The organism is Brevundimonas sp. GW821-FHT02A10 (genome assembly GCF_059422025.1).
This window is the reverse complement of sequence record NZ_JBWKWC010000006.1, coordinates 1-26,544: the sequence shown is the minus strand read 5'-3', so window position 1 is coordinate 26,544 and position 26,544 is coordinate 1. Positions and strand designations below refer to the sequence as shown.

The window sequence follows — 26,544 nt, the reverse complement described above, 5'->3', positions numbered from 1 at the left end:
GGCCCGATCGCTCGGGCCGCCCTCAAACTCGATCAGCCGTGAGGCTGGATCCTATTCCTCGTCGCCTTCGACGGCGTAGACCGGACCGGAGTCCAGGCCCTTGGCGTCGACGTCGCGGTCGACGAACTCGATGACGGCCATCGGGGCGTTGTCGCCGTGGCGGAAGCCGGCCTTCATGATGCGGATGTAGCCGCCGTTACGTTCGGCGTAGCGCGGGCCGATCGTTTCGAACAGCTTGCCGACCTGGGTCACGTCGCGGACGTGGCTGATGGCCTGACGACGAGCGTGCAGGTCGCCCTTCTTGCCGAGCGTGACCAGCTTCTCGACGAAGGGGCGGAGCTCCTTGGCCTTCGGCAGGGTGGTCGTGATCTGCTCGTGCTTGATCAGCGACGCAGCCATGTTGGCGAACATCGCGGTCCGGTGGGCGCTCGTACGGCCGAGCTTGCGGTGGGCGGCGCCGTGGCGCATCGGGGTCTCTCCTACTCCGGCGGCGGTATCCTCGAGAGGACCTTTCGCCGTACATTCATAACCGCCCCGTCAGTCCCCGGTCAGGGGATTGGGCGGAGGGTTAAAACTAGATCTGGTCGTCGAACTTCTTGGCCAGGTCTTCGATGTTCTCCGGGGGCCAGTTCGGCACATCCATGCCGAGCGACAGACCCATGGAGGTCAGCACTTCCTTGATCTCGTTCAACGACTTGCGGCCGAAGTTCGGGGTGCGAAGCATTTCGCCCTCGGTCTTCTGGATCAGGTCGCCGATGTAGACGATGTTGTCGTTCTTCAGGCAGTTGGCCGAACGGACCGACAGTTCCAGCTCGTCCACCTTCTTGAGGAGGGCCGGGTTGAAGGGCAGGTCGGGCTTGCCGTCCGTGGCTTCAACGGCCTTCTTCGGCTCGTCGAAGGTGATGAAGATCTGCAGCTGGTCTTGCAGGATGCGCGAGGCGTAGGCCACCGCGTCAACCGGCGAGACGGCGCCGTTGGTTTCGACTTCCAGCACCAGCTTGTCGTAGTCCAGCGACTGGCCCTGACGGGTCGGCTCGACGCGATAGGCGACGCGCTTGACCGGCGAATACAGGGCGTCGACGGCGATCAGGCCGATCGGGGCGTCTTCCGGACGGTTGAACTCCGAAGCGACATAGCCCTTGCCGTTCTGGACGGTCAGTTCCATGCGGATCGAAGCGCCGTCATCCAGGGTGCAGATGACGTGGTTCGGGTTCAGCACCTCGATGTCCGCGGGGACGTCGATCTGGCCGGCGGTGACAACGCCCGGACCGGTGGCCTTCAGCGTCATGCGCTTGGGGCCCTCGGCGTGCATGCGCAGCGCCAGTTGCTTGATGTTCAGGACGATGTCGACCACGTCCTCGCGCACGCCTTCCAGCGACGAGAATTCGTGAACGACGCCGTCGATCTGGATGGCGGTGACGGCCGCGCCTTGCAGCGACGACAGCAGGACGCGACGCAGCGCGTTGCCGAGGGTCACGCCGAAGCCGCGTTCGAGAGGCTCGGCGACCAGGCGCGCCTTGCGCTGGGCGTCGGAGCCGAGTTCGATCTGCGGCTTCTCGGGACGGATCAGCTCTTGCCAGTTACGTTCGATCATAGGTGTCCCTCGAAACGAGTTTCGCGGGTTCCTCTCACCTCGTCAGGGAGGCGGAACCCGCGGAGAATGGGTCGGCGGCGGTTCGCTTAGACGCGGCGGCGCTTGGGCGGACGGCAACCGTTGTGCGGCATCGGGGTGACGTCGCGGATGGTCGTGATGGTCAGGCCCACCGACTGCAGGGCGCGGAGCGCGGACTCACGGCCGGAACCCGGACCCGAGACGTTGACTTCCAGCGTCTTGACGCCGTGTTCCTGGGCCTTCTTGCCCGCGTCTTCAGCAGCCATCTGGGCGGCGTAAGGGGTCGACTTACGCGAACCCTTGAAGCCCATGTGACCCGCCGACGACCACGAGATCGCGTTGCCCTGGGCATCGGTGATCGTGATCATGGTGTTGTTGAACGACGCATTCACGTGGGCGACGCCCGAGGTGATGTTCTTGCGCTCGCGCTTCTTTACGCGACCCGGTTCCTTGGCCATCTGTCAGCTCTTACTTCTTCTTGCCGGCGATCGGCTTGGCGGGACCCTTGCGGGTGCGGGCGTTGGTGTGGGTGCGCTGGCCGCGGACCGGCAGGCCCTTACGGTGACGCAGGCCGCGGTAGCAGGCCAGGTCCATCAGACGCTTGATGTTCATCGAGGTCTCGCGACGCAGGTCGCCCTCGACGGTGTAGTCGCGGTCGATGGTCTCACGGATCTGCAGGACTTCGGCGTCCGTCAGCTGGTTCACGCGGCGCGCGGGCTCGAGGCCCACCTTGGCGGTGATGTCCTTGGCGGCGGCCGGGCCGATGCCGTGAATATACTGCAGCGCGATTTCCACGCGCTTGTTGGTCGGAATATTGACGCCAGCGATACGGGCCACGAAGCTCTCCAGATACGCGTGATCGGACGCAACAAACGCTCCGGTCAACAGACCAGGAGCGTGGCGCCCTTCGCGGGAAGCGCGCCTTATACAGGTGATTCAGTTCGGGTCAACACCGGGAAGGCGTTTACGCATCGTTATCATGCCAACCCTCCTCTGCGCCGATCGGAGATCCGGGCGGGGTGGCGGGCGCATGATGCTTGCCTTCCAGCAGCTGGTCCAGCCGCTCGCGGTCGCCGATCAGGGCGCCGAGCCAGCGATCGTGGGCGCGCTGGACCGGGTCGGCGGCCCGCGAGGCCTTGAGCTTCAGGGCGAGCGTCTGCAGCCGGTCGTCGATGATCGCCGCCGAGGTGCTGGACAGGTCGTCGCCGCGCAGCAGGCCAGCGAGCTTGAGCACCGTCTGGGCCTGGACCCGGCGCGAAGGCTCCGCGAGGCGGCCGGTTGCAGGGGCGAAGGCTGCGGTGACGATGGTGTCCACCGTCTCGCCCAGGCCCAGGGCCGCCGGATCGCGGCGGCCGGCGTCGGCGATACGGTTGACCCGCTGGGGGGCGAACAGGGCGTCCAGCGTCACGTCGGCGGCGACGTCGGCGGCCACACCCGGATCGAAGGCCCGACCATTGAGGCCCTTGAACACCTCGATGTCGTTCTGTGGATCGCCGTCGCCCGACTGCTGGGCGGCCAGCAGGGCCAGAAGCGGCTCGGACAGGTCCAGTTCGGCGGGGTTGAGGGTGCGGGACAGGGCCGCCAGCGCCGCGCGCTGGACGTCGGCCGGGACAGCGGTCGCCGCCTCCTGCCCGCCGCCCGCGACCGGGTAGGAGTAGTCGATGCCGCCCACCAGCTTGGACACAGCGTCCACCTGGTACCGGTGATAGAGGTAGATGGGCACCAGACGGCGACGCAGGTCGTTGACGGCGGCGCCGGCCGGGAGGTTGTTCAGGCCGAAGCGGTCGAGGGCGATGCGGCGGATCTTGAGGATATGGTCCAGCTCGGCCACCGGGTCCTCTCCATTGTCCCACAGGCTGCCCCAGGGCTGGGCGTCGCCGCCCACGCGCGAGTCGGCGTCATTGGCGAAGCGCAGGCGCGCCCTGCCCGCCTCCGCCTTCTTCTCCAGCGTCGCGGCATCAGCGTCGGCATAGAGCCAGTCGATGGCGAAGTCGTCCCAGGCGCCCATGCCCACGGCATAGGCGTCCGAGAAGTCGAGCTGGTCGTCGGCGGTAATGCCGATCTTCGGCACCGGATAGTCCATGACCGAAGCGCGGCCTTGCGTACTGGCAGCGAAATTGTGCTGCAGGCCGATGGCATGTCCGACCTCGTGCGCGGCCAGCTGGCGGATGCGGGCCAGGGCGATGCGCTGCGGGTCGTTGACCGAGCCGTCGCCGGTGTGGTCGGCGCCGACCAGACCTTCGAAGATCAGCATGTCCTGGCGGATGCGCAGGGAGCCGAGCAGGACCGAGCCCTTGACGATCTCGCCCGTGCGCGGATCCGAGACGCTCTGGCCGTAGGACCAGCTGCGGGTGGCGCGATTGACCCAGTTGATGACGTTGTACCGGGCGTCCAGAGGATCCGCGCCCTCGGGCATGACCTCGACCCTGAAGGCGTCGATATATCCGGCGGCGTCGAAGGCCTGGGCCCACCAGTTGGCGCCCTCGACAAGGGCCGAGCGGATCGGCTCGGGCGCGGCGCGGTCCACATAGAAGACGATCGGCTTGACCACGGTCGAGCGCGCCGCCGCCGGATCGGTCTTCACCAGCCGGAAGCGGTTGGCCAGACGGTGGACCATGGCCGCGTTCAGCGGAGCCGAATAGTCGGTGACCACGGTAGCGAAGGCGCCGGTGCGCGGATCGAACTCGCGCGGGACATACTGGTCGTCCGGCAGTTTGATGAAGCTGTGGTGGACGGTGAAGGTCGCCAGACGCGGCTCGGGCGCGATCTGGGACAGTTCCCGGCCGGGAGTGTCGACCCCGAAGGTGAGGCGGGCCTCCATCTCCAGATTCTCGGGGAAGTCGCGGGTGGCGGCCGGATCGACCATGGTCAGATCAGCCATGGCCTTGAGAGACCCCTGCCCCGTCGCCTTCAGCGTCTCGACAATGCCCATGGCGTCGCGGGTCAGGAAGCCCGACAGATCGACCAGGACCGAGCCGTCGGGTGCGGTCGCGACCACGTCTCCGGCCCAGACGGTGGAGCCGACGAAGGCGTCGCGCGCGGCGGCCTGTTCCTCCGGCGAGCCGTGCGGGGCCTCGTATTTGGGGTTCTCGAACTCGGCGACGATCTTCTTGCCGATGCGGCGGAAGGCCAGGATGTTGGTGGCGCCGATCTGGGCGCGGTCCAGACCCGTCACCGCCGAGCCGACGCCGGTGCGCAGGGCCGTGTGGTGAATGACGCGGGTCATGACGCCGTCGGCGCCCGGAGCCGGCAGCTGGACCAGCACCTTGCCGCCGTCCTGATCGACGAAGACGGGCAGCAGGCCCTCCTGACGGGTCAGGCCGGCGGTCACCTCGGCGAAAGTCTTGGGCGCGGGGTCGGCGGCGAAGGCGGGGGCGGCGGCGCCGGACAGGGCCAACACCAAAGCGATCGCCGTCGCTGTCCGCTTCATGCCCATGCCTATGCCCATGCCCATGCCCGATCCCCCGCTACGCTGCGGCGCGATAAGGCGGTGATTGGCGGGCGAGTGTCAACGCGGCGTCACAACCGTGCGCGGATCAAACCGGATCAGGGAAACCTGACACCGACCACCACGGTTTGGCCCTCGACCGGCACGCCGTTCTCGGTCGGCGGCAGGAACCGGAAAGCTGAGGCCAGTGGCAAGGCCGCTTCGGCGAAGCCCTGTCCCGGAGGCGTCTCGCTGACGACCCGGCACTGGTCCAGCGTCTGATCCAGCCGGACCCGGCAGAGGATACCCACTTCCCCACGCCCCCGTGCGCCGCGCGGCCGAGCTCGCATGACGTCGCGCAGCGCCGGGCCACGGATTATGCGCGGCGCCATCCGGTCGCCGACGCCGGGACCGTTGCCCGAGCCGACGCCCGTGCCGGAGCCGGTCCCCTGCCCGCCCAGACCGAGGCCGGGCGTCGGGCCGGCCGTCGGGGCGACGCCGACGATGAGATCGGGTTTGGGCGCCTGCTGGATCGGCGCGGGCGGCGGATCGGGCAGAGGCTTCTCGGGCGGTTTGGGCGTCACATGGACTCGCGACGGGGCGGCGGGCGCGCCTCCGCCCTCGACGGGGGCGGTCTTTTCCGGCGGGGGCTCAGGGGGGCGGACCGGAGGAACCAGTTCCACGAAGATGGGCGGCAGGCCGGGCCCGACCTGTTCGCCCGGAACCTGTTCCAGCCCGACGAGGGCGAAGAGGCCCAGGTGAAGGACCACGACGCCGGACGCCACGAGCAGGTTACGGCTCTTCTTCGGCGAGAGATGCGGGCGGGGCGGCGTCACGGGGTCAGGGTCATCCTGCGGAGTCCAGAAGGACCCTAACGCATGACGCGGATGAACGTCGCCTGACGCCCGATAGGAAGCTTAAGCGTCGAGCGCCGCATCGATGGCCGTGGCGACGGCCTCGATGGAGCCCATGCCATCGACTTCGGTCAGCAGATCCTTGTCGCTGTAGTAGGGCAGCAGGGGCGCGGTGTTGCGGTTGTAGGCGTCCAGCCGGACCTTGAAGCTTTCCGGATTGTCGTCCGGGCGGCCCTGGTCGGCATAGCGTTTGGCGACCCGCTCCAGCAGGGCTTCGTCATCGACCTTGAGGCGGACGACGTGGTCGATCTGCTTGCCGAGCTTGGCCAGCATGGCGTCGAGCGCCTGGGCCTGACCCAGGGTGCGCGGGAAGCCGTCAAAGATGGCTCCGCCGGCGTCCTCGGCCTCCTTCAGACGCGCCTCGATCAGGGCGATGACGATGTCATCGGCGATCAGGCCGCCTTCGGACATGATGGCCTGGCACTGCTTGCCCAGCTCAGAGCCCGAGGCGATGGCCTCGCGCAGCATGTCGCCGGTCGAGAGCTGCACCATGCCGCGGCCTTCGACGAGGCGTTTGGCTTGCGTGCCCTTGCCGGCGGCCGGCGGTCCGAACAGGATCAGGTTCAAAGCCGCCCTCCCAAAGCGATCACGTATTATTACCGGCGTACGGGAGTCGGGGCGCCACGTCCACCACGACCGCGCAGCTTGGCCTTCTTGATCAGACCCTCGTACTGGTGCGCCAGCAGCTGGGACTGGATCTGGGCGACCGTATCCATCGTCACCGAGACCACGATCAGGATCGAGGTGCCGCCGAACAGCAGGCTCGGGCCCATCGAGGCGGCGATCGCCTCCGGGATCAGACAGACGGCGGTGATGTAGGCCGCGCCGATGACCGTCAGGCGGGTCAGGACGTAGTCCAGATATTCCGCCGTCCGCTTGCCCGGACGAATGCCCGGCAGGAAGCCGCCGTACTTGCGCAGGTTCTCGGCCGTGTCCTCGGGGTTGAAGGTGATCGAGGTGTAGAAGAAGCAGAAGAAGATGATCAGGGCGGCGTAGAGCACCATGAACAGCGGCTGGCCGTGGGTCAGCTGGGCGGTCACCATCGGCAGCCAGCTCAGCCAGTTCGGCAGGTCGGCGTTGACCAGCATGGTCGCCGCGGTCGACGGCAGCATCAGCAGGGACGAGGCGAAGATCGGCGGGATGACCCCGGCGGTGTTCACCTTCAGCGGCAGGAACGAGCGTTCGCCGCCGGACATCCGGTTGCCTTCCTGGCGCTTCGGATACTGGATCAGAAGGCGGCGCTGGGCGCGCTCCATGAAGACGATGAAGACGACGGTGGCCATGGCCAGGAAGCCGATCGCCAGCAGGGCGAAGGCCGACAGCTGACCCTGCTGGGCCAGGCCGAACAGGCGCACCACGGTGCCGGGCAGGACCGCCACGATACCGGCGAAGATGATCAGCGAGATGCCGTTGCCGATGCCGCGCGTGGTCACCTGCTCACCCAGCCACATCAGGAACATGGTGCCGCCGGTCAGGCAGGTCACGGTCGAGACGATGAAGAAGATGCCGGGCTGGTCGATCAGACCGGCCTGGGCGTTCAGGCCCGCCGCGATGCCCAGCGACTGGGCCAGGGCGAGGAACACCGTCAGGTAACGGGTGTACTGGTTCAGGGTCTTGCGGCCGCTTTCGCCGCCTTCCTTGCGCAGTTTTTCCCACGGCGGATACACCGTCCCCATCAGCTGGACGATGATCGACGCCGAGATGTAGGGCGTGACGTTCAGGGCGAAGACGGCCATCCGCTGAACGGCGCCGCCCGAGAACATGTTGAACATGTCCAGGATGCCGCGCTTGCCGTTCGGATCCTGGAAGAACTGCAGGAAGGCTTCGGAGTTGATCCCCGGGATCGGCACATAGGTGCCGATGCGGTAGACCAGAAGCGCCAGAAGCGTGAAGAGCAGCCGCTTGTGCAGGTCGGTCGCTTTCGCGAACGAGCCCATGTTCATATTGGCTGCGAGTTGTTCGGCGGCCGAAGCCATATGTCGTTACCCCGACTGATCAGAACGCGGCCAGACCGAGAGAGAATCCGGGGCCACAGTCCAGATAGGCGAAGGGCGGCCTCTTAGCGAGACCGCCCCTCAAGCTTTATTCGTTAGGCCTTGGCAGCCGTACGGGTGGTACGGGCCGAGATCTTGTTGGCGTCGCCACGCGGAGCCTTGGGGGCCGGAGCCTTGCCCTTGGCGGCGTTGCGCTTCTCGACGGCAGCGGCGGCCTTGGCTTCAGCGGCGATGCGCTCCTGCACGACCGAACCGCCGGCGGCTTCGATGGCCTTGATCGCGCCGGCCGAGGCCGACCAGACGACCAGGTTCAGCTTGGCCTTGATTTCGCCGGTGCCCAGGATGCGGACGCCGTCCTTGACGCGACGGATGACGCCAGCGGCGACCAGGGCGTCGCCCTTGATCTCACCCTTGACGTCCAGCTTGCCGGCGTCGATCGCGTCTTGCAGGCGCCACAGGTTCACTTCGGCCAGCTTCAGAGCGTTGGCGTTGTTGAAGCCGCGCTTCGGCATACGCATGTACAGCGGCATCTGGCCGCCTTCGAAGCCGCCGATGGCGACGCCCGAACGCGACTTCTGACCCTTGACGCCGCGACCGGCGGTCTTGCCCTTGCCCGAGCCCGGGCCACGGCCGACGCGCATGCGCTTCTTGTGGGCGCCCTGGTTGTCGCGGATTTCGTTCAGTTTCATGTGCCTGATCCTTTCGGGTTCTAGCGCCCGCTGCAGCAGCGGACTCGGCTGTTTCGATTTTTACGGCGGGGCCGGACGGATCCGGACCCGAAACTCAAGGTCGCGCGCTATAGCGGCTCCCCGGACAGCAGTAAAGGCGACTCTTGCGGAGCCGCCCCTTGCCGGTCGTTCTGGACGACCCGCCCTCCCCCGAGGGGAAGGGCGATAGACGTTCGTCTTACTTTTCGACGATCTCGGTCAGGTGGGCGACCTTGGCGATCATCCCACGAACCGAGGGGGTGTCTTCCAGCGTGGACTCGCGGCCCAGGCGGTTCAGACCCAGGCCCACCAGGGTGGCGCGCTGGTCGTTCTTGCGGCGGATCGGCGAACCGGTCTGCTTGACGGTGACGGTTTTCTTCTCGGCCATGACTTAGGACTCCACGGCTTCGGCAGTCTCGGCGGGAGCCGAGGCGCCGTCGTTGCGGCGGCCCATCAGGTCAGCGACCTTCTTGCCACGCTTCGAAGCGACCTGACGCGGCGACGACTGGACCTTGAGGGCCTCAAACGTGGCGCGGATCATGTTGTAGGGGTTCGACGAACCGCTCGACTTGGCCACGACGTCATGGACGCCGAGGGTTTCGAGGACGGCGCGCATCGGACCACCCGCGATGACGCCGGTCCCGGGAGGGGCAGCGCGCATCATGATCTTGCCGGCGCCCCAACGGCCTTGACCGTCGTGGTGCAGGGTGCGGTTCTCGCGGAGCGGAACGCGGATCATGGTCTTCTTGGCTTCTTCGGTCGCCTTGCGGATGGCTTCCGGCACTTCGCGCGCCTTGCCGTGACCGAAACCGACGCGGCCCTTGCCGTCGCCGACCACCATCAGGGCCGCGAACGAGAACCGGCGACCGCCTTTGACGGTAGCGGCGACGCGGTTGATGTGGACCAGCTTTTCGACGATGTCCGAATCCGGACCATCGACGACAGGAGCGTTGCGGTTGTTGTCGCGACGATTGCGGTCGTTGCCGCCGCCGCCACGTTGGGGTTGTTGCGCCATCTGTCGCGTCCCTTAGAAGTTCAGGCCGGCTTCACGCGCGGCATCAGCCAGCGCCTTCACCCGTCCGTGATAGATGTAACCGCCGCGGTCGAAGACGACGTCGGTGACGCCCTTTTCGATGGCGCGTTCAGCGACCAGCTTGCCGATCCTGGCGGCAGCCTCGACGTTCGAGCCGCTGGCGCCCTTGCCGCCTTCCAGCGACGAGGCAGCGACCACGGTGACGCCATTGGCGTCGTCGATGATCTGGGCCGAGATGTTCTTGTCCGAGCGGTAGACCGACAGGCGCAGGCGACCGTTGGCCACGGCCTTGAGGCGGCGGCGGTTGCGTTCGGTGCGGCGCTTGGCTTGTTGTTGCAGAGAAAGAGCCATGACTTACTTCTTCTTGCCTTCCTTGCGACGGACCTTTTCGCCGGCGTAGCGGACGCCCTTGCCCTTGTAGGGCTCCGGCGGACGCAGCTTGCGAATGTTGGCCGCGAGCTCGCCGACGACTTGCTTGTCGGCGCCCTGGATGCTGATTTCGGTCTGCTTGGGCACCACGAAGGTCACGCCTTCGGGAGCCACGATGTCGACTTCGTGCGAGAAGCCGAGCTGCAGCGACAGGTCCTTGCCCTTCAGGGCGGCGCGGTAACCGACGCCGACCAGTTCGAGCTTGCGTTCGAAGCCGTCAGTGACGCCAACGACCATGTTGTCGACCAGGGTGCGCGACAGACCCCACATCGCGCGAGCGCGCTGGGTGTCCACCTTGAGGCCGAGCGAGAGGCCGGCTTCATCCTGGGTGACTTCGATCTCGTCGGCGACGGTCCAGGAGCGTTCGCCCTTGGGACCCTTGACGGTGACGGATTGGCCGTTGAGCGTGACAGTCACGCCCTTCGGCACTGCGATGAGACGTTTTCCGATACGGGACATCTTAGTAGACCCTGCAGAGGACTTCGCCGCCGACGTTGGCGTCGCGAGCGGCGGCGTCAGACATGACGCCCTTCGAAGTCGAAAGGATCGAGATGCCCAGGCCGTTCTTGACCGGCTTCAGATCACCGATGGCCGAATAAACGCGGCGGCCCGGCTTGGACACGCGAGCGATGTCGGCGATGACCGGCTGGCCGTCGAAGTACTTGAGCTCGATCTCGAACTGCGGGAACTCGCCCGGGTTCTGAACCAGGGAGTAGCCGCGGATGTAGCCTTCGTCCTGCAGCACGTCGAGGACGCGCTGACGCAGACGGGAGGCCGGGGTGAGAACCTTGGACCGCTTGCGCATGTGCGCGTTGCGGATGCGAGTGATCATGTCACTCAGGGGATCGTTGATCATCATGTCTGTCGCTCCCCTTACCAGCTGGACTTGGTCAGACCCGGGATCTGACCCAGGTTGCCGAGTTCACGCAGGGCGATACGGCTCATCTTGAGCTTGCGATAGAAGGCCCGCGGACGGCCCGTCACTTCGCAGCGGTTGCGGATACGGACGGCGGCCGAGTTACGCGGCAGCTCGGCCAGCTTCAGGCGCGCTTCGAAGCGCTCTTCCAGAGGCAGGCTCTCGTCGTTGGCGGTCGCCTTGAGGGCGGCCCGCTTCGCGGCATACTTCGCAACCAGGGCCTTGACGGCTTCGTTACGGTTTACGGCGCTTTTCTTTGCCATTGTGCTTTTCCCTTCCCGCTCAGTTCTTCACGAACGGGAACTTGAACTCGGTCAGAAGCGCGCGCGCTTCGTCGTCAGTCCTGGCCGTGGTGCAGACGATGATGTCCATGCCCCACATCTGGTCGATCTGGTCGTAGTTGATTTCCGGGAACACGATGTGCTCCTTCAGACCCATGGCGTAGTTGCCGCGACCGTCGAACGACGTCGGCTTCAGGCCACGGAAGTCCTTCACGCGCGGCAGGGCGATCGTGATCAGACGGTCCAGGAACTCATACATCTGGTCGCCGCGCAGCGTGACCTTGCCGCCGATGACCATGCCTTCGCGCAGCTTGAAGCCGGCGATGGAGTTACGGGCCTTGGTGGCGACGGCCTTCTGACCGGCGATCTGCGTCAGATCCTTGAGGGCCGCATTGGCCTTCTTGGAGTCAGCGACGGCTTCGCCGATGCCCATGTTCAGGACGATCTTGTCCAGCTTGGGCATTTGCATCGGGTTGGTGTAACCGAACTTCTCGGTCATCACGCCCTTGATGCGCTCGACGTATTCCGTCTTGAGGCGCGGGGTGTACTTGGTGTCGGCCATTAGATGACGTCTCCCGTGGTCTTGGCGAAGCGAACCTTCTTGTCGCCTTCCACGCGGAAGCCGACGCGGGTCGCCTTGCCGTTGGCGTCGGCGATCGCGACGTTCGACAGGTGAAGCGAGGCTTCCTTGTTCTTGATACCGCCCTGGGGATCACCCTGGGTCGGACGGGTGTGGCGCTGCACCATGTTGATGCCGGTCACCAGGACGCGGTTCTCGGTGGGCAGGACCTTGGCGACGGAGCCGGTGCGGCCCTTGTCCTTGCCGGTCAGGACGACGACGCGGTCGCCCTTCTTGATCTTGGCGGCCATGGTTACAGGACCTCCGGGGCCAGCGAGATGATCTTCATGTGGTTCTTGGCGCGCAGTTCGCGGGGAACCGGGCCAAAGATCCGCGTGCCGACCGGCTCGTTTTGCTTGTTGACGATGACGGCGGCGGACTTGTCGAAGCGAATGACGGAACCGTCCTTGCGCTGGATGTCCTTGGCGGTGCGAACGACGATGGCCCGAACGACCTCGCCCTTCTTCACGCGACCGCGCGGGATCGCTTCCTTGACGGAAGCGACGATGGTGTCTCCGACCGAGGCGTAGCGACGCTTAGCGCCGCCGAGCACCTTGATGCACATGACCCGGCGGGCGCCCGAATTGTCGGCCACTTCCAGGTTAGTTTGCATCTGGATCATAGTGTCAGATCCTTCTGATTACGAGGCCGAGGCCGAGGTGTCCTTGGACAGGACTTCCCAGCGCTTCAGCTTGGACTTGGGGGCGCACTCAACGATGCGGGCCACGTCGCCTTCCTTGAAGGCGTTGGCTTCGTCGTGAGCGTGGTACTTCTTGGAGAGGCGCACGATCTTTTTCATGACCGGGTGCAGCAGCGTGCGTTGGACGACGACGACGACGGTCTTGTCGCCCTTGTCGGACACGACCACGCCTTCGAGAATTCGCTTGGGCATAGTGTTTCCTTACGAGGCCGCACGCTTCTCGCGCAGAAGCGTCGAGATGCGAGCGATGTCTTTGCGGACTTCACCAACGCGGTGAGTCTTTTCCATTTGGCCGGTGGCCGCCTGGAAGCGCAGGTTGAATTGTTCCTTCTTGAGGGACAGCAGCTGGTCGCCCAGCTGGTCCGTCGTCTGGGAACGGAGATCAGCGATCTTGGTCATCAGGCGGCGTGCTCCACGTGAGCGATACCGGCGTCCAGGCGGGTGACCACCTTGGTGCGAACCGGCAGCTTGGCGGCGCCCAGACGCAGCGCTTCACGCGCCACATCGTCGGCAACGCCGTCGATTTCGAACAGGATCCGGCCCGGGTGGCAGCGCGCCGCCCAGTGATCCACAGCGCCCTTGCCTTTACCCATACGGACTTCGGCGGGCTTGCCCGTGACGGGCAGGTCGGGGAAGACGCGGATCCAGACGCGGCCCTGACGCTTCATCTGGCGAGTGATCGCGCGGCGGGCCGCTTCGATCTGACGCGCAGTGATGCGTTCCGGCTCCAGCGTCTTCAGGCCGTAGGACCCGAAGTTCAGCGAGAAGCCACCCTTGGCGGCGCCGTGGATGCGGCCCTTGAAGGCCTTCCGGTACTTGGTTTTCTTAGGCTGCAGCATGTTCCTTAGCCCTCACGACCACGACGGGGACCACGGTCACCGCGGGGACCACCGCGTTCGCGGCCTTCGTTCGACGACGGACCCGCAGCTTCAGCGGCCCAACGCTTGTCCTGGGCCATCGGGTCGTGCTCGAGCACCTCACCCTTGAAGACCCAGACCTTCACACCGATGATGCCGTAGGTCGTCTTGGCTTCGATGAAGCCATAGTCGATGTCGGCGCGCAGGGTGTGCAGCGGCACGCGGCCTTCGCGGTACCATTCCATACGGGCGATTTCAGCGCCGCCGAGGCGGCCCGAGACGTTGATGCGGACGCCCTTGGCGCCGAGGCGCATGGCGGACTGCATCGAACGCTTCATCGCGCGGCGGAACGCGATACGGCGTTCCAGCTGCTGGGCGATGTTCTCGGCGATCAGCTGCGCGTCGACTTCCGGCTTGCGGACTTCGACGATGTTCAGGTGAACTTCGCCTTCGGTGCGAGCCGAGATGTCCTTGCGGAGCTTCTCGATGTCAGCGCCCTTCTTGCCGATCACGACACCCGGACGGGCGGCGTAGATCGTCACGCGGCACTTCTTGTGCGGACGCTCGATGATGATGCGCGAGACGCCGGCGGCGTTCAGGCGTTCCTTGAGCCACGTACGCAGCTTGAGGTCCTGGTGCAGCAGGCGGGCGTAGTTGACGCCGTCGGCGAACCAGCGGCTGTCCCAGGTGCGGTTCACGCCGAGGCGGAAACCGATCGGATTGATTTTCTGACCCATCAGGCGGCCTCACCGGCTTCGCGGACCACGATCGTGATTTCCGCGAAAGGTTTCAGGATGCGCGAGGAGCGACCACGAGCGCGGCTCGCGAAACGCTTCATCACCAGGTTCTTGCCCACGAAAGCCTCGGCGACGACCAGGTTGTCGATGTCGAGGTTGTGGTTATTCTCGGCGTTGGAGACGGCCGAATACAGGACCTTGCGGACGTCGTCGGAGATGCGCTTGCGGCTGAACTCGAGTTCGTTCAGCGCCTTCTGCACCGGCAGACCACGGATGGACTGCGCGACGAGGTTCAGCTTTTGAGGGCTGATACGGACGTTCGTCAGCTTGGCGCGAGCCTCCGTATTGCCGACGCGGCGGGGATTGTTGGTCTTGGGCATGTTACTTCCGCTTCGCCTTCTTGTCCGCGGCGTGGCCGGGGAACGAACGGGTGGGCGAGAATTCGCCCAGCTTCATGCCGACCATGTCCTCGTTCACGTGCACGGGGACGTGCTTGTGACCGTTGTGGACGCCAAAAGTAAGGCCCACGAACTGCGGCAGGATGGTGGAGCGACGCGACCAGGTCTTGATCACGTCCTTGCGGCCCGACGTCGAAACGGCGTCGGCCTTCTTGAGCAGATACCCGTCGACGAACGGGCCTTTCCAGGAGGAGCGAGCCATCTTTAGCGAGCCTTCTTAACGTGGCGGGTACGGATGATGTATTTATCCGTCGCCTTGTTCTTGCGGGTACGGGTGCCCTTGGTGTCCTTACCCCACGGCGTGACGGGGGTGCGACCACCGGAGGTCCGGCCTTCACCACCACCGTGCGGGTGGTCGATCGGGTTCATGGCGACGCCGCGAACGTGCGGACGGAAGCCCATGTGACGAACGCGACCGGCCTTGCCGAGGTTCTGGTTCATGTGATCGGCGTTCGAAACGGCGCCGACCGTGGCCATGCAGCCATCCAGGACCATGCGCAGCTCGCCCGAGCCGAGACGGATCTGGGCGTAGCCCTGATCGCGGCCGACCAGCTGGGCGTAGGCGCCGGCCGAACGGGCCAGCTGGGCGCCCTTGCCCGGCTTCATCTCGACGCAGTGGATGATCGTACCCACCGGGATCGCGCGCAGCGGCATGGCGTTGCCAGGCTTCACGTCGGTCTTTTCGCCGGCCACGATCGTGTCGCCCGCCTTCAGGCGTTGCGGCGCGATGATGTAGGCCTTTTCGCCGTCCTCATAGGTGATGAGGGCGATGAAGGCGGTGCGGTTCGGATCGTATTCCAGGCGTTCGACCGTGGCGGTCATGAACTTGCGACGCTTGAAGTCGATCTTGCGATACAGGCGCTTGGCGCCGCCGCCGCGGAAGCGAACGGCGATGCGACCGCCCTGACCACGTCCGCCCGACTTGGTCAGGCCTTCGGTCAGCGACTTCTCGGGACGGCCCTTGTGGAGCTCCGAGCGGTCGATCAGCACCAGGGCGCGACGGCCCGGCGAAGTCGGATTGTAAGTCTTCAAGGCCATCTGATCAGAGCCCCGTGGTGACGTCGATGGACTGGCCTTCGGCCAGCGTCACGATCGCTTTTTTGATGTCGACGCGACGACCGAGGATACCCCGGAAGCGCTTGGTCTTGCCCTTGGTCACCATGGTGTTGACCTTGAGAACGTTGACCTTGAACAGGCTTTCAACGGCGGCGGCGATTTCGTCCTTGGTGGACGTACCGGCGACGCGGAAGACGACCTTGTTCTGCTCGGACAGGATCGTGGCCTTCTCAGTGATGATCGGCGACAGGATCGTGTCGTAGTGTTTGGCGGTGGGAGCGGCGGCCATTACGCGGCTTCCTTCTCGGCTTGCTCGCGACGCGAGGGCTTGTAGTCGGCGTAGGTAGCCTCGATGGCTTCCACAGCGGCCTTCGACAGAACCAGCTTGTCGGCCCGCAGGATGTCATAAACGTTCAGGCCGGCGTTCGGCAGGACGTGAATGTGCGGGATGTTGCGCGACGCCAGGGCGAAGTTGGTGTCAACTTCGGGACCGGCGATGATGAGCGTCTTGGTCCAGCCCAGCTTGCCGAAGGTTTCGCGCAGACCCGAGGTCTTGGCGTCCTTGACGGTCAGGGTGTCGACCACGACCAGGTCGCCGGCCTTGGCCTTCGACGAGAGAGCGTGACGCAGGGCCAGGGCGCGGACCTTCTTGGGAAGATCAAAGCCGTGATCGCGAACGATCGGGCCGAAAGCGCGCGAACCACCGACGAACTGCGGCGCACGGCGCGAACCGTGACGAGCGCCGCCGGTGCCCTTTTGCTTGTACATCTTCTTGCCGGTGCGAGAATTCTCGTTCCGGGTCTGAACCTTGTGCGTACCGGCGCGGCGCTTGGCCAGCTGCCAGTTGACGTAACGGGCCAGGATGTCGCCGCGGATGTCGGAGATGCCGAAAACGACATCCGACAGTTCCACGTCACCAGCGGCCTTGCCGTCGAGTTTGATGACAGAGAGTTTCATTACGCTTCACCGCCTTCGGTCGTTTCGACGGCCGGGGCTTCTTCAGCCGGCGTTTCAGCCGGAGCAGCAGCCACGGCGCCGTTCTTCTTGAACGAACCGGGGAAGGGCAGGTCGGCGAACGGCTTCTTGTGCGCGTCGCGAACCTTGACCCACGAACCTTCGTGACCCGGGACAGCGCCCTTGATCAGGATCAGGCCGCGCTCAGCGTCAACGCGAACGACGGTCAGGTTCTGGGTGGTGACGATCTCGGTCCCGTAGTGACCGGCCATCTTCTTGCCCTTGAAGGTCTTGCCCGGGTCCTGGCGGTTACCCGTCGAACCGTGCGAACGGTGCGACAGCGAAACGCCGTGCGTGGCGCGCAGACCGCCGAAGTTCCAGCGCTTCATGGCGCCGGCGAAACCCTTACCGATGGTCTCGCCCTGGATGTCGACCTTCTGGCCGGCGACGAAGTGGTCCGCCGACAGGGTCGCACCGATGTCGATCAGCGCGTCGTCGGACACGCGGAACTCGGTGACGTAGTGCTTCGGCTCGACTTCCGCTTTCGCGAAGGTCGTGCGTTGAGCCTTGTTGGTGTTTTTTGCCTTCTTGGCGCCGGCACCCAGCTGCAGGGCGACGTAGCCGTCCCGCTCCTGAGTGCGTTGGCCGACGACCTGACAGTCGTCGAGCTGGAGCACAGTGACCGGAACGTGCGCGCCGTCTTCGGCGAACACGCGGGTCATGCCCAGCTTCTTGGCGATCACGCCCGTGCGCATCGGATCCCGCCTCTTTCTAATTAAATCTTGATCTCGACGTCCACGCCGGCGGACAGGTCGAGCTTCATGAGCGCGTCCACGGTCTGCGGGGTGGGGTCGACGATGTCGAGCACGCGCTTGTGCGTGCGGATTTCAAACTGTTCGCGCGACTTCTTATCGACGTGCGGCGAGCGGTTCACGGTGAATTTTTCGATCAGGGTCGGCAGCGGGATCGGACCACGAACAGTGGCGCCCGTGCGCTTGGCCGTGTTCACGATTTCGCGCGTCGAAAAATCGAGGACGCGGTGATCGAAGGCCTTGAGCCTGATGCGGATGCTTTGATCCATATCGGTCTTATTTCCCAAGCAGGCGAACCTGCGTCCCTGTGAACCATTTCAAAGACCGGAGGCCTTCAGGCGAAAACGCCTTCAGAGTACGCACGTCCGCAAAAACGATCGGCCCACGCAGTCGCCTGCGAAGGCCGTTGAAGTCCTGGTTCGCTACAAAGAACAATCCGAGGTCGTTCCTGCGGACCGCGTCTGCGACTTGCCCCGAGGGGTTCGCCGCACAGCCGGTCCAACAAGAGTTGGGGCTTATGACGTTCGATTCCGTTTTCGTCAAGCACCGATCGGCCCTGAAACCGAGTCAGCGCGGGCTTTTACGCCCGAGGCTCGAGTCTTTGCGTTGCGACGTTCCAATGCAGTGAAACGTAACGGCAGGACTCGCCCATTCCCCCCGTCCCGGGCCCCTCCCCTTCAACCTCGCAGGCGGGGCTGACCGAGATCACGGCGGGGGAGGTCGAGACGTCGGTTCGGAATCGCGCGGCGGTCTTGCCTTCATAGATCAGGGTCGCAGCGTTGTCGGCCCCGGCGCGCCAGATGAACACCCCGCCCTCCGGTGCGGCGTCGCAGTCACGTGGCAGGACGACGGACCAGTCAGGGACCCCGTCGCCGTCCACGTCGGGAAGGCGGCCAATGGTCGGGCGCAGGGCGTACTGGCCTGTCTCGGCCCAGTCGGCGGCGCAGACGACCTTGGCCGAGTCCCACAGCGCCGCCAGGGCGTCGGGCAGATTCGCCGGCGGCGGCGTGCGTCCATTGATCAGAATCGGCTCCACCGGCGCGGAGCCGGCGCCGTCCAGCATCGTCGCACCCTCACGGGTCGGGCGCGGGATCAGCGCCCTCGCCGTCTCGTCCCACGCCCAAGCGTAGCGGCAGTCCCAGTCGCCGGCGGCTTCCTGGCTCGGGCACTCGCCGTGGTGGACCATGGCCTCGACGCGCACCTCGTCGCCGACCGTCCGGATGTCGAACTCGAGAACCTGGCGGTCCAGGGCCCGGGTGAAGCCGTCCGGGCCGCTGACGTAGAGCGACTTCAGACAGCCGCCGGTGCCGCAGACGGAAATCTCCTGGGGCCAGTCGATCAGCCAGTCGGCCTGACCGTCCTGATTGATGTCGACCGGCTTGAGTACGCCATCGGGGACCCCGGTGACGATGGGCGGGCCGTTGGTCGGGTCCTCGGGATCATCGTGCAGATCGTTCAGCCCCTTGAGCACCAGCCAGGTGAAGCCCTCGGGCGGAGCAGCATCATGCGCCATGGCCATGGTCGGCAGGGCGAGTGCGAAGACGGCGGCGGCGAGCGGGACGGTCCGGATCATGGATCGAGGATGCCGCAGCTCCGTCGCTTCGGCGAGTGTCGGATCCTGACGTGCGCCAGACATGCGAAAGGCCCGCCGGGGCGTGGGCGGGCCTTCCTTCAGTCAAACGGTGTGAGCCGACCGACCGATGCGCTTATTGGCCGATGCGGACCCGGCCGCCGCCCATGACGGACTGGGAGACCGAACCGGTCACCCGGCCGACCAGGACGTCGCCGCCGCCGACGAGGCTGGCGTCGAGGCTGGCGACCGTGCCGGTCACCGTGACATTGCCCGAGCCGGCAATGGAGGCGTCCAGCGGGCCGGCGTCCCCCTGGATGACGATATCGCCCGAGCCGCCGATGGAGGCGTCGACCGAGCGCGGATTACCGCCGCCGACGCGAATGTCGCCCGACCCACCGATGGAGGCGTCGACCTGGCCCGAGGCCTGGCTGACGATGACCGTACCGGAGCCGCCGATGGAGGCGTCCAGATCGCCGGTCGCGCCGGCGTTGATCCGGCCCGAGCCCCCGATGGAGGCCTCAAGGCTGGCCGAGGTTCCGGCGCGGATGCTGCCCGAACCGCCGACCGCCAGCTCCATGTGTCCCGTGGTATTGGCCACGGTCCAGTCGCCGCAGCCGCCGCTGGCCAGTTCGATCCGGTTCGCGCCGCGGCCGACCGAGCCGAACACGGCCGAATCCTGGGTCGAGACATCGACGTTGCGCGGGGTGCGCACCACGATCAGCGGCGCGGCCGACAGATCGACGCGGCCATGGTTGCGCACCTCGACCGAGGCGCCCTCGCCCGGCTGACGCGCCGTGGCGGGGCCGCTGCGGCAGTTGCGGATGGGGTTGCGGCCCAGTTCGCCGTTGATGCGGACTTCATTGCCGACCCGGGTGACGGTCGGGCGCGGCAGGTTGGCCGAGCCGCCCTCGATCTCCACGGCCACGTCGGCGCGATCCTCGACGATCACCACCATCCGGGCGGCGGCATAGCGGACCTTCACCTCAGGGCCGTCAGCGGCGGATGCGGGGGCGGCCATGGCGGCAAAGCCGAGGACAGCGATGGAAGCGGCGGTGGCGACGACTGCGAAATTCATGACGGGTTTCCTCTCCGGCGATGACCGGAAAATGCCGCCGTACCCCGAGCAAGTCATTTTAACTCGGTGTCATGACCTCGATTTAATCTCAGGCCCTCAGGGCCCCTGCCCCGTCAGCCGCGCCGACCTCGGGTTCGAAGTCGCGTTCGAAGCTGTCCAGCCTGCTCTTCAGCCCGCCCACCTTCTTGAGCGCCAGCGACGCGGCCCAGCGCGCGGCCAGTTCCGGCGTCGACATGCCTTCGGTGAAGCGCGGCGAGCCGCCCCGGCTGCGCATCACGGCGTTGGTATAAAGAGCGCCGTTCCTGAACCGCGACGGCCAGGTCTGGAAGTCCATCGACAGGCTGACGCAGAACCGGTCGAGATTCTCCACCCGGTGCGGGGCATAGAGCGGCCAGGTCAGGGCCTCCCCGGGCTCCAGATCCATGACCTGGGCGTCGGCCTCGAAGGCGCGGACATAGGGCAGTTCCTCGGTCGTCTGGCGCGCGACGATCTGCTCCATATTGCGCTCGGGCAGATGGGCCTCGTCGCCCGGATAGACGAAGATCCGCTTGCGGCCGCGCAGGTGGAACAGCACCACCCCGGCCGGATCGAAATGATAGGGCACCCGCGCGACTGGCGAGGAGATGATCAGTTGGCCGGCGTTGCGGACGGCCTTCAGCCCCGGATAGGTCGCCTCGATCTTTTTGAACTCGCCCATGGCCGCGGCCCACAGATCGGGGCAGCCGTTCTGGGCGTCGCGCAGATTGACCCACAGCCGCCCGGCCTGGATGGCCTCCAGCAGCTTGTCGCCCGACAGCTGGCCGCGCGCGCCGGTGCGCAGCGAGACCTGCCCCTCGGCGTCGTAGTCGTAGAGGTTGATGTCGAACAGATCGGCCGGATAGCGATCCAGCACCTGGGCCAGGGCCTCGTCGGTCGCGAAGCCGCGCTCCACGAGGTCATGCGGGTGTTTCTTCGCCTCGGTGATCGGGCCGGGGTAGCGGGTGCGTTTCGTCACTTGATCTCTCATCCGCTCACCGCCGGATCGGCCAGGCGCTGGGCCGCGCGGGCCTTGCCCTTGCTCAGCGCCACCTGGGCCGCCTCGACCGCGCCCTTGAGCCGGTCCATGGAGGTGGTCTCGCAGGCCTCGATCGCCGCCCAGCGCCGCCGGACGCTGGTGCGCAGCCGGTCGCCGCGCCGCTTGCCCGCCGCGTTCAGGAGGCCGACCGCCGCATTGCTGATGCCCGAGCTCAGGCCGGGGCGCATGACCACGGCCTCGCGCACCGTCTGGACGGCATTGCAGAAATATTTCTTGTAGCCCTCGCCGCCGAAGCCGAAGTCGAAGACCCGATAGCCCTTCTCCGAGGCCAGCCGCATGGTGTCCATGCTCAGCAGGATGCCCGGCGAACAGCGCGCCAGCGCCGGCTCATAGACCGGGAACCAGAAATGGTAGCGGCCGCCGGCGTGCAGGGAATACTCCACCGCCACCAGCTTGCCGCCCGCGTACATGGCGGCCATCGAGGCGCCGAAGTCGTCCTCGCCCTCGGTCTTGAGCAGGGCGTGCAGCAGCTCGGCGGTCCAGCCGCAGTCGAAGATGTCGTGGCGGCCGGTACGCTTGTACTGGTCGCGCTTCAGGGCGATCAGCTGATCCAGCAGGACCGGGTCACGCAGGTTGCGCTCGACCGTGATCGCACCCTGCTCGGCCTCGAGGCTTCGGCGGGCCCGCTCCTTGTCCTTGAAATATTTGCCCCAGGTCGAGCGGCGCTCGGCGTACCAGGCGTCGAATCCTTCATCAGGCATGGAAACCATCAGGGTCTGGCGTTCCTCCGTCGAGCCCGCCTCCCCCACCCAGGCGCTGACGCGCAGGCGCGGGGCGTCCAGCAGGCGGGCGACCGTCTCCAGATCCGGCGCCTGACCGGGGAAGGCGACGACGCCGTGATAGTCGTTCATCGGCGCGCCCAGCGGCTGGATGGCGCCGCCACGCTTCTGGTACGGGAAGAAGCCGACGGTCTCGCCGTCCCGTTTGAACACGGCGAGGGCCGCGTCGGGGCTGATCGCGCCGGCGACGCGGGTGAACTCCGGACGGAAATAGGGGCTGGCCAGCACCGGGTCAGCGGCCAGCATGGCGCGCCACAGGGTCTCGTCGGCCGGGGTCAGCGCCTCCGGCCTGATGATCTCGACCTCAAGGGTTCCGGTCATGCGGCTCTCCGATTTCAGCCGACACCCTTAACGGACCGCCGTTTCGGGACGGTTTAGCGGGATGGTGAACGAGACCTTTCGCCGCCGGGGTCCGGAGCCGAACCTTCGCCCCGAGCGTTGCCGCAGACGGCCAGACCGTGGATAATCAGGAAGACTGCAATGACCTCCCCCAACCGTCCCAAAGACAAAGCCGTCGAGAACGAGAACCTGCGCCCGGGCCCCAAGGGCGAACCCCCGCGTCCGGCGACGGAGCCGCGCGGGTCCGAGGGCTCGAGCAATTCCGGCGAAACCGCCACCGACCCCGCAACCGGAGAAGAGAACGGGTGAGACTGAAGACTGTCCTGCTGACCGCCGCCGCCGGGATCGGCCTCGGCCTGATCCTGACCGGCGCCGCCCGGGCGCAAACGGCCCCCCGCGCGACGGAGCCGGCGATCCCGACCCCGGCCCAGACGCCCCCGGAAGGCGCGGCGGCCTGCCCGGTCAGCGGCGACAGCCTGGTCCTGGCCGGCGACGGCCTGAAGCGGTCGAAGGCCGCGGTAGCCCAGAACCGGCTCAACATCCTGGCCATCGGCTCGTCCAGCATCGAGGGCGTGGGCGCCAGCCGGGCCGAGCTGGGCTTCGTCCCCCTGCTCCAGACCGACCTGCGCGCGCGCATGCCCGAGGTCGCGGTCAATGTCTGGAACCGCGGCATCGGCGGGGAGACGGCCCATGAAACCGTCAACCGGCTGCAGGCCGAGATCGAGCGCTTCCAGCCCGATCTGGTCATCTGGCAGCTGGGCACCAACGACATCCTGCGCGCCCGGCCGTGGAACGATGTCGCCGCCGACCTTCAGCGCGGCGAGGCCATCCTGTCGGCGGCCCATGTCGACGTGCTTCTGGTCGATCCTCAACGCCTGCCCGAGAACGGCGTCAATTTCCGGGGCAAGAACACCGAGCTGGGCGAGGCCGCACGGCTGATCGCCTTGGAGGGCAGCCGCGTCGGCTATGCGGTGCAGCGCCGCTTCGAGGCCATGCAGGCCTGGGGCCGTCTCAGCCGGGGCGGCATCGGTCCGGACGACCTGCATATGAATGACGAAGGCTATGCCTGCTGGGCCGCCATCACCGCCGAGGGTCTGGCCGCCGCCCTGAGATAGGGAACTCTCCGGCGCCTGAAGCCTTCATCAAGCCTTGCCGTATAAAGAGTGCCCCATGCGTCTGCGTCTCCTGCTCCTCGTCACCGCCGCCCTTCCACTCGCCGCCGGTTCACTCGCGGCTTGCGGGTCGCCCGACCGCCAGAACAGCCGCGTCGCGGCGCCGGCGCCGGGCGTGACGCCGGGCCTGAGCCGGGCCGAGATCGAAGGCGGCATTCCGACGCCCGAGGCCGTGCCGGACACCGCCGTCTCCGGCCATGCGGTGGAGGCGCCCGATCCGGCCGCCGACACCCCGCCCGACGCCGGGCTGATCCGCCTGCAGGTCCTGCTGGACCGCACCCCCTTCTCGCCGGGCCAGATCGACGGCCTGCGTGGTTCGAACACGCGTCAGGCGATCGAGGCCTGGCGCAAGGCCAATGGGCGCGAGGACGAGACCTTCACCGAGGCCGACATGATCCAGGCCCTGGCGAGCACCGACTCGACGCCGATCATGGCCGACTATGTGCTGAGCGCCGAAGACGTCGCCGGACCGTTCAGCCCGCCCCCGACCGACGACCTGTCGCTGCAGGCCGAACTGGGGACCAACTATTCGACCGCGCGCGAGCGGATCGCCGAACGCTTCCACATCTCCGAAACCCTGCTGCAGGCCCTGAACCCGGGCGTCGATTTCAAGACGGCGGGCGTGAAGATCATGGTTCCGTCGGTGATGCAGGCGACACTGCCCGAGATCGCCCGTATCGAGGTGTCAAAGGCCGAGAAGGCCATCCGCGCCTATGACGCCTCCGGCAAGCTGGTCGCCTACTATCCCGCCACCATCGGCAGCGGCGACAATCCCAGCCCCTCGGGCGAGGTGAAGGTCAATGGCGTCGCCCGCACGCCGGACTACACCTACGACCCCGCCAAGCTGAACTTCGGCAAGGGCCCGAAGGTCACCGTACCCGCCGGTCCGAACAATCCGGTCGGCGCCGTCTGGATCGATCTGGACCGCCCCAGCTACGGCATCCACGGCACGCCCGATCCGACCAAGATCGGCAAGACCGCCAGCCACGGCTGCGTCCGCCTGACCAACTGGGACGCTCTGGAACTGGCCGAGGCGGTCAAGCCGGGCGTGATGGTCCACTTCCGCTAGGGCGCGGGCCGGATCACGGCGCCGAAGTCGGAGCCGTCCCACATGGCGCACTGGTGGCGGACGAAGAAATCCTCGTCCGCCCGGTCGCCCGCCGGACCGAAGGCCTTCAGCGGCGTTCCCCGCTCATTGACGCGCGGCCAGTTGGCCTCGAACGCCCGGTCGTGGCCGAAGCCCGCCCAGGCATCGCGCATGCGCCGCGCCAGGGCCGCCTGCCCGGGCGTAAATTTCGAAGGACTGGCGAAGGCCCAGGGGCGGCCGAAGACATAGGTCATCTCCGAGGCGTGGTAGGCGCCCATGTCATAGGGCAGCAGGAAGCGGGGCACGACGATCGGCGGCGCGGGGTCAGCGAACTCATAGCCGTATGTCGGCACATGCCGTGACAACACCCGGCGCAAGGCGTCGGACGGACAGGCGAACCTCTGGTCCGTGAAGCTGCGCGCCATCGTCAGGCCGGGCCCCTCTTCGCCGACCGGATAGTGGGCCAGGACCCGCGTGCCCTCGTCGCCGTACATCCAACGGGTTTCGTCGTCGTAGCGGGCCATGTCCTTGACCTCGACCGCGAACAGCCGGCCCTCGTCGGCGTTTGTGCCCACGATGACCGGGGTGCGGATGAAGTCGCCCGAGGCGAAAGCCTCAGCCGGGCTGTGCGGGACCAGGGCGTCGCCGAAGACCGGCCCCCAGGAGCCGGGGCCATTCAGGCCGCTGCGCGTCGAGCGGGTCTTGGCGATGGCGCCGTTGGATTTCGATCTCAGACAGGCGACCGCGTCTGGCCCCTCGCAGCCCAGCAGTTCGGCAAAGCCCGGCCCGGCCTGGGCCGCCGTCGCCGCATCGTTCAGGGATGAGGGTTCCAGACACGGACCGCTCTGCAGGATGACCCGGCTCCATAGCCCCTCCGACGATGGAGCCGACATCAGATAACAGGCGCTCCAGGCGCCGGAGCTTTCCCCGAACAGGGTGACGTCGCCGGGGTCGCCGCCGAAGGCTGAGATGTTGTCGTGGACCCAGCGCAGGGCCGCCTGCTGGTCCATCAGGCCCCAGTTGCCGCCCACGCCGTCGCCGTCCTTCGCGAAGTCCGGATGGGCCAGCCAGCCGAGTGCGCCGAGCCGGAAGTTCAGGGTGACGACAACCCGATCCTGCTCGACCGCCAGCAGGCCGGGGTCGTAGTTGGCGCCCGCGCCGATGGTGAAGGCGCCGCCGTGCAGATAGACCATCACCGGGCGCGGCGAGCTCGGCTCTCCAGCAGGCGCATAGATATTGAGGCTGAGACAGTCCTCGCTGCCGAAGACGATCCCGCCCCCGCCGCCCAGCACGGCGCGACGACCAAGCGCCTGGGTGCAGTCCGATCCGATGCGCGAGGCGTCGCGAACGCCTTCCCACGCCACGACGGGCTGCGGCGCCCGCCAGCGCAGATCGCCGACCGGTGGCGCGGCATAGGGCACGCCGAGGAAGGCCCGGACGCCATCGCCATCAATGCCGCGCAGGTCGCCCGCCTGGGTGGTCACGACCGGCCGGGTCAAATCCGACGCCAGCCTGACCCGAGCCACCGCTCCCGGATGCAGGGCGCATCCGGCCAGCATCAGGGCACCGATCAGGACGAAGAGGACGGCGCGGAGGTAGTGACTCATCCGGCTCCCAACGCGCCGCCAATGGTGAAGGTTGCCGGTTGTACCAGACCCAAAAGCAAAACGGCCGCCGGGTTTCCCCGACGGCCGTTCTGTTCATCTCGTCATCCCCGCGAAAGCGGGGAGCGATCAGGCGATGATCTTGGCGACGACGCCGGCGCCGACGGTGCGGCCGCCTTCACGGATGGCGAAGCGGAGCTTCTCTTCCATGGCGATCGGGGTGATCAGTTCGACGTTCAGCTCGGCGTTGTCGCCGGGCATGATCATTTCGACGCCTTCCTTCAGGTGAACGATGCCGGTCACGTCCGTGGTGCGGAAGTAGAACTGCGGGCGG

37 protein-coding genes are annotated in these 26,544 nt (G+C 66.7%); 2 read left to right on the top strand and 35 right to left on the bottom strand.

Annotated elements, in window-relative coordinates; translation table 11 throughout:
* Window positions 1-51 precede the first annotated feature (51 nt).
* From rplQ to AC07U0_RS14995, 33 genes are all read right to left on the bottom strand, one after another.
* Window positions 52-468 (bottom strand): 50S ribosomal protein L17, encoded by a 417-nt coding sequence (gene rplQ, locus AC07U0_RS15155; protein ID WP_207870922.1) that lies wholly within the window; start codon window positions 466-468, stop codon window positions 52-54.
* Window positions 469-574: 106 nt separating this feature from the next.
* Entirely contained in the window at window positions 575-1,594 is a 1,020-nt protein-coding gene (locus AC07U0_RS15150) for a DNA-directed RNA polymerase subunit alpha (RefSeq protein ID WP_207870921.1), read from the bottom strand.
* 86 nt (window positions 1,595-1,680) lie between these two features.
* Entirely contained in the window at window positions 1,681-2,070 is a 390-nt protein-coding gene (gene rpsK / locus AC07U0_RS15145; protein WP_013268944.1) for a 30S ribosomal protein S11, read from the bottom strand.
* A gap of 10 nt (window positions 2,071-2,080) precedes the next feature.
* Window positions 2,081-2,449 (bottom strand): 30S ribosomal protein S13, encoded by a 369-nt coding sequence (rpsM, locus tag AC07U0_RS15140; protein ID WP_207870920.1) that lies wholly within the window; start codon window positions 2,447-2,449, stop codon window positions 2,081-2,083.
* A 127-nt stretch (window positions 2,450-2,576) separates the two neighbouring features.
* Window positions 2,577-5,066, bottom strand: a complete 2,490-nt coding sequence (locus tag AC07U0_RS15135; protein WP_494720809.1) for a zinc-dependent metalloprotease — start codon at window positions 5,064-5,066, stop codon at window positions 2,577-2,579.
* A gap of 92 nt (window positions 5,067-5,158) precedes the next feature.
* Window positions 5,159-5,875: an energy transducer TonB gene (locus tag AC07U0_RS15130; RefSeq protein ID WP_494720808.1), complete on the bottom strand. Its 717-nt coding sequence runs from the start codon at window positions 5,873-5,875 to the stop codon at window positions 5,159-5,161.
* An 81-nt stretch (window positions 5,876-5,956) separates the two neighbouring features.
* On the bottom strand, window positions 5,957-6,520 hold the full coding sequence (locus tag AC07U0_RS15125) for an adenylate kinase (protein WP_494720807.1): 564 nt from the start codon (window positions 6,518-6,520) through the stop codon (window positions 5,957-5,959).
* 29 nt (window positions 6,521-6,549) lie between these two features.
* On the bottom strand, window positions 6,550-7,929 hold the full coding sequence (gene secY, locus AC07U0_RS15120) for a preprotein translocase subunit SecY (protein ID WP_494720806.1): 1,380 nt from the start codon (window positions 7,927-7,929) through the stop codon (window positions 6,550-6,552).
* A 113-nt stretch (window positions 7,930-8,042) separates the two neighbouring features.
* The gene (rplO, locus tag AC07U0_RS15115) at window positions 8,043-8,636 is read right to left on the bottom strand and encodes a 50S ribosomal protein L15 (RefSeq protein ID WP_494720805.1); all 594 of its coding nucleotides are present in this window, start codon (window positions 8,634-8,636) and stop codon (window positions 8,043-8,045) included.
* 217 nt (window positions 8,637-8,853) lie between these two features.
* Entirely contained in the window at window positions 8,854-9,042 is a 189-nt protein-coding gene (gene rpmD / locus AC07U0_RS15110) for a 50S ribosomal protein L30 (protein ID WP_184277823.1), read from the bottom strand.
* 3 nt (window positions 9,043-9,045) lie between these two features.
* Window positions 9,046-9,669 carry a 30S ribosomal protein S5 gene (gene rpsE / locus AC07U0_RS15105; protein WP_494720804.1) on the bottom strand — a complete coding sequence of 208 codons (624 nt, stop codon included), beginning with the start codon at window positions 9,667-9,669 and terminating at the stop codon, window positions 9,046-9,048.
* 12 nt (window positions 9,670-9,681) lie between these two features.
* Window positions 9,682-10,038: a 50S ribosomal protein L18 gene (gene rplR / locus AC07U0_RS15100; RefSeq protein ID WP_494720803.1), complete on the bottom strand. Its 357-nt coding sequence runs from the start codon at window positions 10,036-10,038 to the stop codon at window positions 9,682-9,684.
* A gap of 3 nt (window positions 10,039-10,041) precedes the next feature.
* On the bottom strand, window positions 10,042-10,575 hold the full coding sequence (gene rplF, locus AC07U0_RS15095) for a 50S ribosomal protein L6 (protein WP_494720802.1): 534 nt from the start codon (window positions 10,573-10,575) through the stop codon (window positions 10,042-10,044).
* Window position 10,576: 1 nt separating this feature from the next.
* Window positions 10,577-10,975, bottom strand: a complete 399-nt coding sequence (gene rpsH, locus AC07U0_RS15090; RefSeq protein ID WP_207870911.1) for a 30S ribosomal protein S8 — start codon at window positions 10,973-10,975, stop codon at window positions 10,577-10,579.
* A 14-nt stretch (window positions 10,976-10,989) separates the two neighbouring features.
* Window positions 10,990-11,295, bottom strand: coding sequence for a 30S ribosomal protein S14 (rpsN, locus tag AC07U0_RS15085; protein WP_183213197.1), 306 nt, complete (start codon window positions 11,293-11,295; stop codon window positions 10,990-10,992).
* A 19-nt stretch (window positions 11,296-11,314) separates the two neighbouring features.
* Window positions 11,315-11,875: a 50S ribosomal protein L5 gene (rplE, locus tag AC07U0_RS15080; protein ID WP_492033622.1), complete on the bottom strand. Its 561-nt coding sequence runs from the start codon at window positions 11,873-11,875 to the stop codon at window positions 11,315-11,317.
* Window positions 11,875-12,183, bottom strand: coding sequence for a 50S ribosomal protein L24 (gene rplX / locus AC07U0_RS15075; protein WP_207870909.1), 309 nt, complete (start codon window positions 12,181-12,183; stop codon window positions 11,875-11,877). The genes rplE and rplX overlap by 1 nt, the downstream gene beginning before the upstream one ends.
* Window positions 12,184-12,185: 2 nt before the next feature.
* The gene (rplN, locus tag AC07U0_RS15070) at window positions 12,186-12,554 is read right to left on the bottom strand and encodes a 50S ribosomal protein L14 (RefSeq protein WP_077354965.1); all 369 of its coding nucleotides are present in this window, start codon (window positions 12,552-12,554) and stop codon (window positions 12,186-12,188) included.
* Between the two features lie 18 nt (window positions 12,555-12,572).
* A complete protein-coding gene (rpsQ, locus tag AC07U0_RS15065; RefSeq protein ID WP_207870908.1) occupies window positions 12,573-12,824 on the bottom strand; it encodes a 30S ribosomal protein S17 in 252 nt (83 codons plus the stop codon).
* Between the two features lie 9 nt (window positions 12,825-12,833).
* A complete protein-coding gene (rpmC, locus tag AC07U0_RS15060) occupies window positions 12,834-13,031 on the bottom strand; it encodes a 50S ribosomal protein L29 (protein WP_207870907.1) in 198 nt (65 codons plus the stop codon).
* Window positions 13,031-13,471, bottom strand: a complete 441-nt coding sequence (rplP, locus tag AC07U0_RS15055) for a 50S ribosomal protein L16 (protein WP_207870906.1) — start codon at window positions 13,469-13,471, stop codon at window positions 13,031-13,033. The genes rpmC and rplP overlap by 1 nt, the downstream gene beginning before the upstream one ends.
* 5 nt (window positions 13,472-13,476) lie before the next feature.
* Window positions 13,477-14,226 (bottom strand): 30S ribosomal protein S3, encoded by a 750-nt coding sequence (gene rpsC / locus AC07U0_RS15050; RefSeq protein ID WP_207870905.1) that lies wholly within the window; start codon window positions 14,224-14,226, stop codon window positions 13,477-13,479.
* Complete coding sequence (gene rplV, locus AC07U0_RS15045) at window positions 14,226-14,606, bottom strand: 50S ribosomal protein L22 (protein WP_207870904.1); 381 nt, start codon at window positions 14,604-14,606, stop codon at window positions 14,226-14,228. Before rplV ends, rpsC begins: the two co-directional genes overlap by 1 nt.
* Window position 14,607: 1 nt before the next feature.
* A complete protein-coding gene (gene rpsS, locus AC07U0_RS15040; protein WP_013268924.1) occupies window positions 14,608-14,886 on the bottom strand; it encodes a 30S ribosomal protein S19 in 279 nt (92 codons plus the stop codon).
* 2 nt (window positions 14,887-14,888) lie between these two features.
* Window positions 14,889-15,722, bottom strand: coding sequence for a 50S ribosomal protein L2 (gene rplB / locus AC07U0_RS15035; RefSeq protein ID WP_494720801.1), 834 nt, complete (start codon window positions 15,720-15,722; stop codon window positions 14,889-14,891).
* Between the two features lie 4 nt (window positions 15,723-15,726).
* Window positions 15,727-16,029, bottom strand: a complete 303-nt coding sequence (locus AC07U0_RS15030) for a 50S ribosomal protein L23 (protein WP_207870902.1) — start codon at window positions 16,027-16,029, stop codon at window positions 15,727-15,729.
* On the bottom strand, window positions 16,029-16,697 hold the full coding sequence (rplD, locus tag AC07U0_RS15025) for a 50S ribosomal protein L4 (RefSeq protein WP_494720800.1): 669 nt from the start codon (window positions 16,695-16,697) through the stop codon (window positions 16,029-16,031). The genes AC07U0_RS15030 and rplD overlap by 1 nt, the downstream gene beginning before the upstream one ends.
* Window positions 16,697-17,449, bottom strand: coding sequence for a 50S ribosomal protein L3 (rplC, locus tag AC07U0_RS15020; RefSeq protein WP_494720799.1), 753 nt, complete (start codon window positions 17,447-17,449; stop codon window positions 16,697-16,699). The genes rplD and rplC overlap by 1 nt, the downstream gene beginning before the upstream one ends.
* Window positions 17,450-17,469: 20 nt before the next feature.
* Window positions 17,470-17,775, bottom strand: a complete 306-nt coding sequence (gene rpsJ / locus AC07U0_RS15015) for a 30S ribosomal protein S10 (RefSeq protein ID WP_003164367.1) — start codon at window positions 17,773-17,775, stop codon at window positions 17,470-17,472.
* 311 nt (window positions 17,776-18,086) lie between these two features.
* Window positions 18,087-19,079 (bottom strand): hypothetical protein, encoded by a 993-nt coding sequence (locus AC07U0_RS15010; protein ID WP_494720798.1) that lies wholly within the window; start codon window positions 19,077-19,079, stop codon window positions 18,087-18,089.
* A 133-nt stretch (window positions 19,080-19,212) separates the two neighbouring features.
* A complete protein-coding gene (locus AC07U0_RS15005) occupies window positions 19,213-20,154 on the bottom strand; it encodes a GIN domain-containing protein (protein WP_494720797.1) in 942 nt (313 codons plus the stop codon).
* Window positions 20,155-20,242: 88 nt separating this feature from the next.
* Window positions 20,243-21,148: a cupin-like domain-containing protein gene (locus tag AC07U0_RS15000; protein WP_494720796.1), complete on the bottom strand. Its 906-nt coding sequence runs from the start codon at window positions 21,146-21,148 to the stop codon at window positions 20,243-20,245.
* Between the two features lie 8 nt (window positions 21,149-21,156).
* Window positions 21,157-22,329, bottom strand: a complete 1,173-nt coding sequence (locus tag AC07U0_RS14995; protein ID WP_494720795.1) for a GNAT family N-acetyltransferase — start codon at window positions 22,327-22,329, stop codon at window positions 21,157-21,159.
* A gap of 323 nt (window positions 22,330-22,652) precedes the next feature.
* Here AC07U0_RS14995 and AC07U0_RS14990 point away from each other — a divergent pair, with 323 nt between their 5' ends.
* Together AC07U0_RS14990 and AC07U0_RS14985 are read left to right on the top strand one after the other, a co-directional pair.
* Window positions 22,653-23,462 (top strand): SGNH/GDSL hydrolase family protein, encoded by an 810-nt coding sequence (locus AC07U0_RS14990; RefSeq protein ID WP_494720794.1) that lies wholly within the window; start codon window positions 22,653-22,655, stop codon window positions 23,460-23,462.
* Window positions 23,463-23,517: 55 nt separating this feature from the next.
* Window positions 23,518-24,588 (top strand): L,D-transpeptidase family protein, encoded by a 1,071-nt coding sequence (locus AC07U0_RS14985; RefSeq protein WP_494720793.1) that lies wholly within the window; start codon window positions 23,518-23,520, stop codon window positions 24,586-24,588.
* On the opposite strand, the gene AC07U0_RS14980 is transcribed toward AC07U0_RS14985, so the two are convergent.
* On the bottom strand, window positions 24,585-26,213 hold the full coding sequence (locus tag AC07U0_RS14980) for a carboxylesterase/lipase family protein (protein WP_494720792.1): 1,629 nt from the start codon (window positions 26,211-26,213) through the stop codon (window positions 24,585-24,587). The two genes, AC07U0_RS14985 and AC07U0_RS14980, sit on opposite strands and share 4 nt — an antisense overlap.
* A 126-nt stretch (window positions 26,214-26,339) precedes the next feature.
* The coding region (locus AC07U0_RS14975; RefSeq protein WP_494719789.1) for an EF-Tu C-terminal domain-related protein at window positions 26,340-26,544 on the bottom strand (205 nt) is incomplete at its 5' end.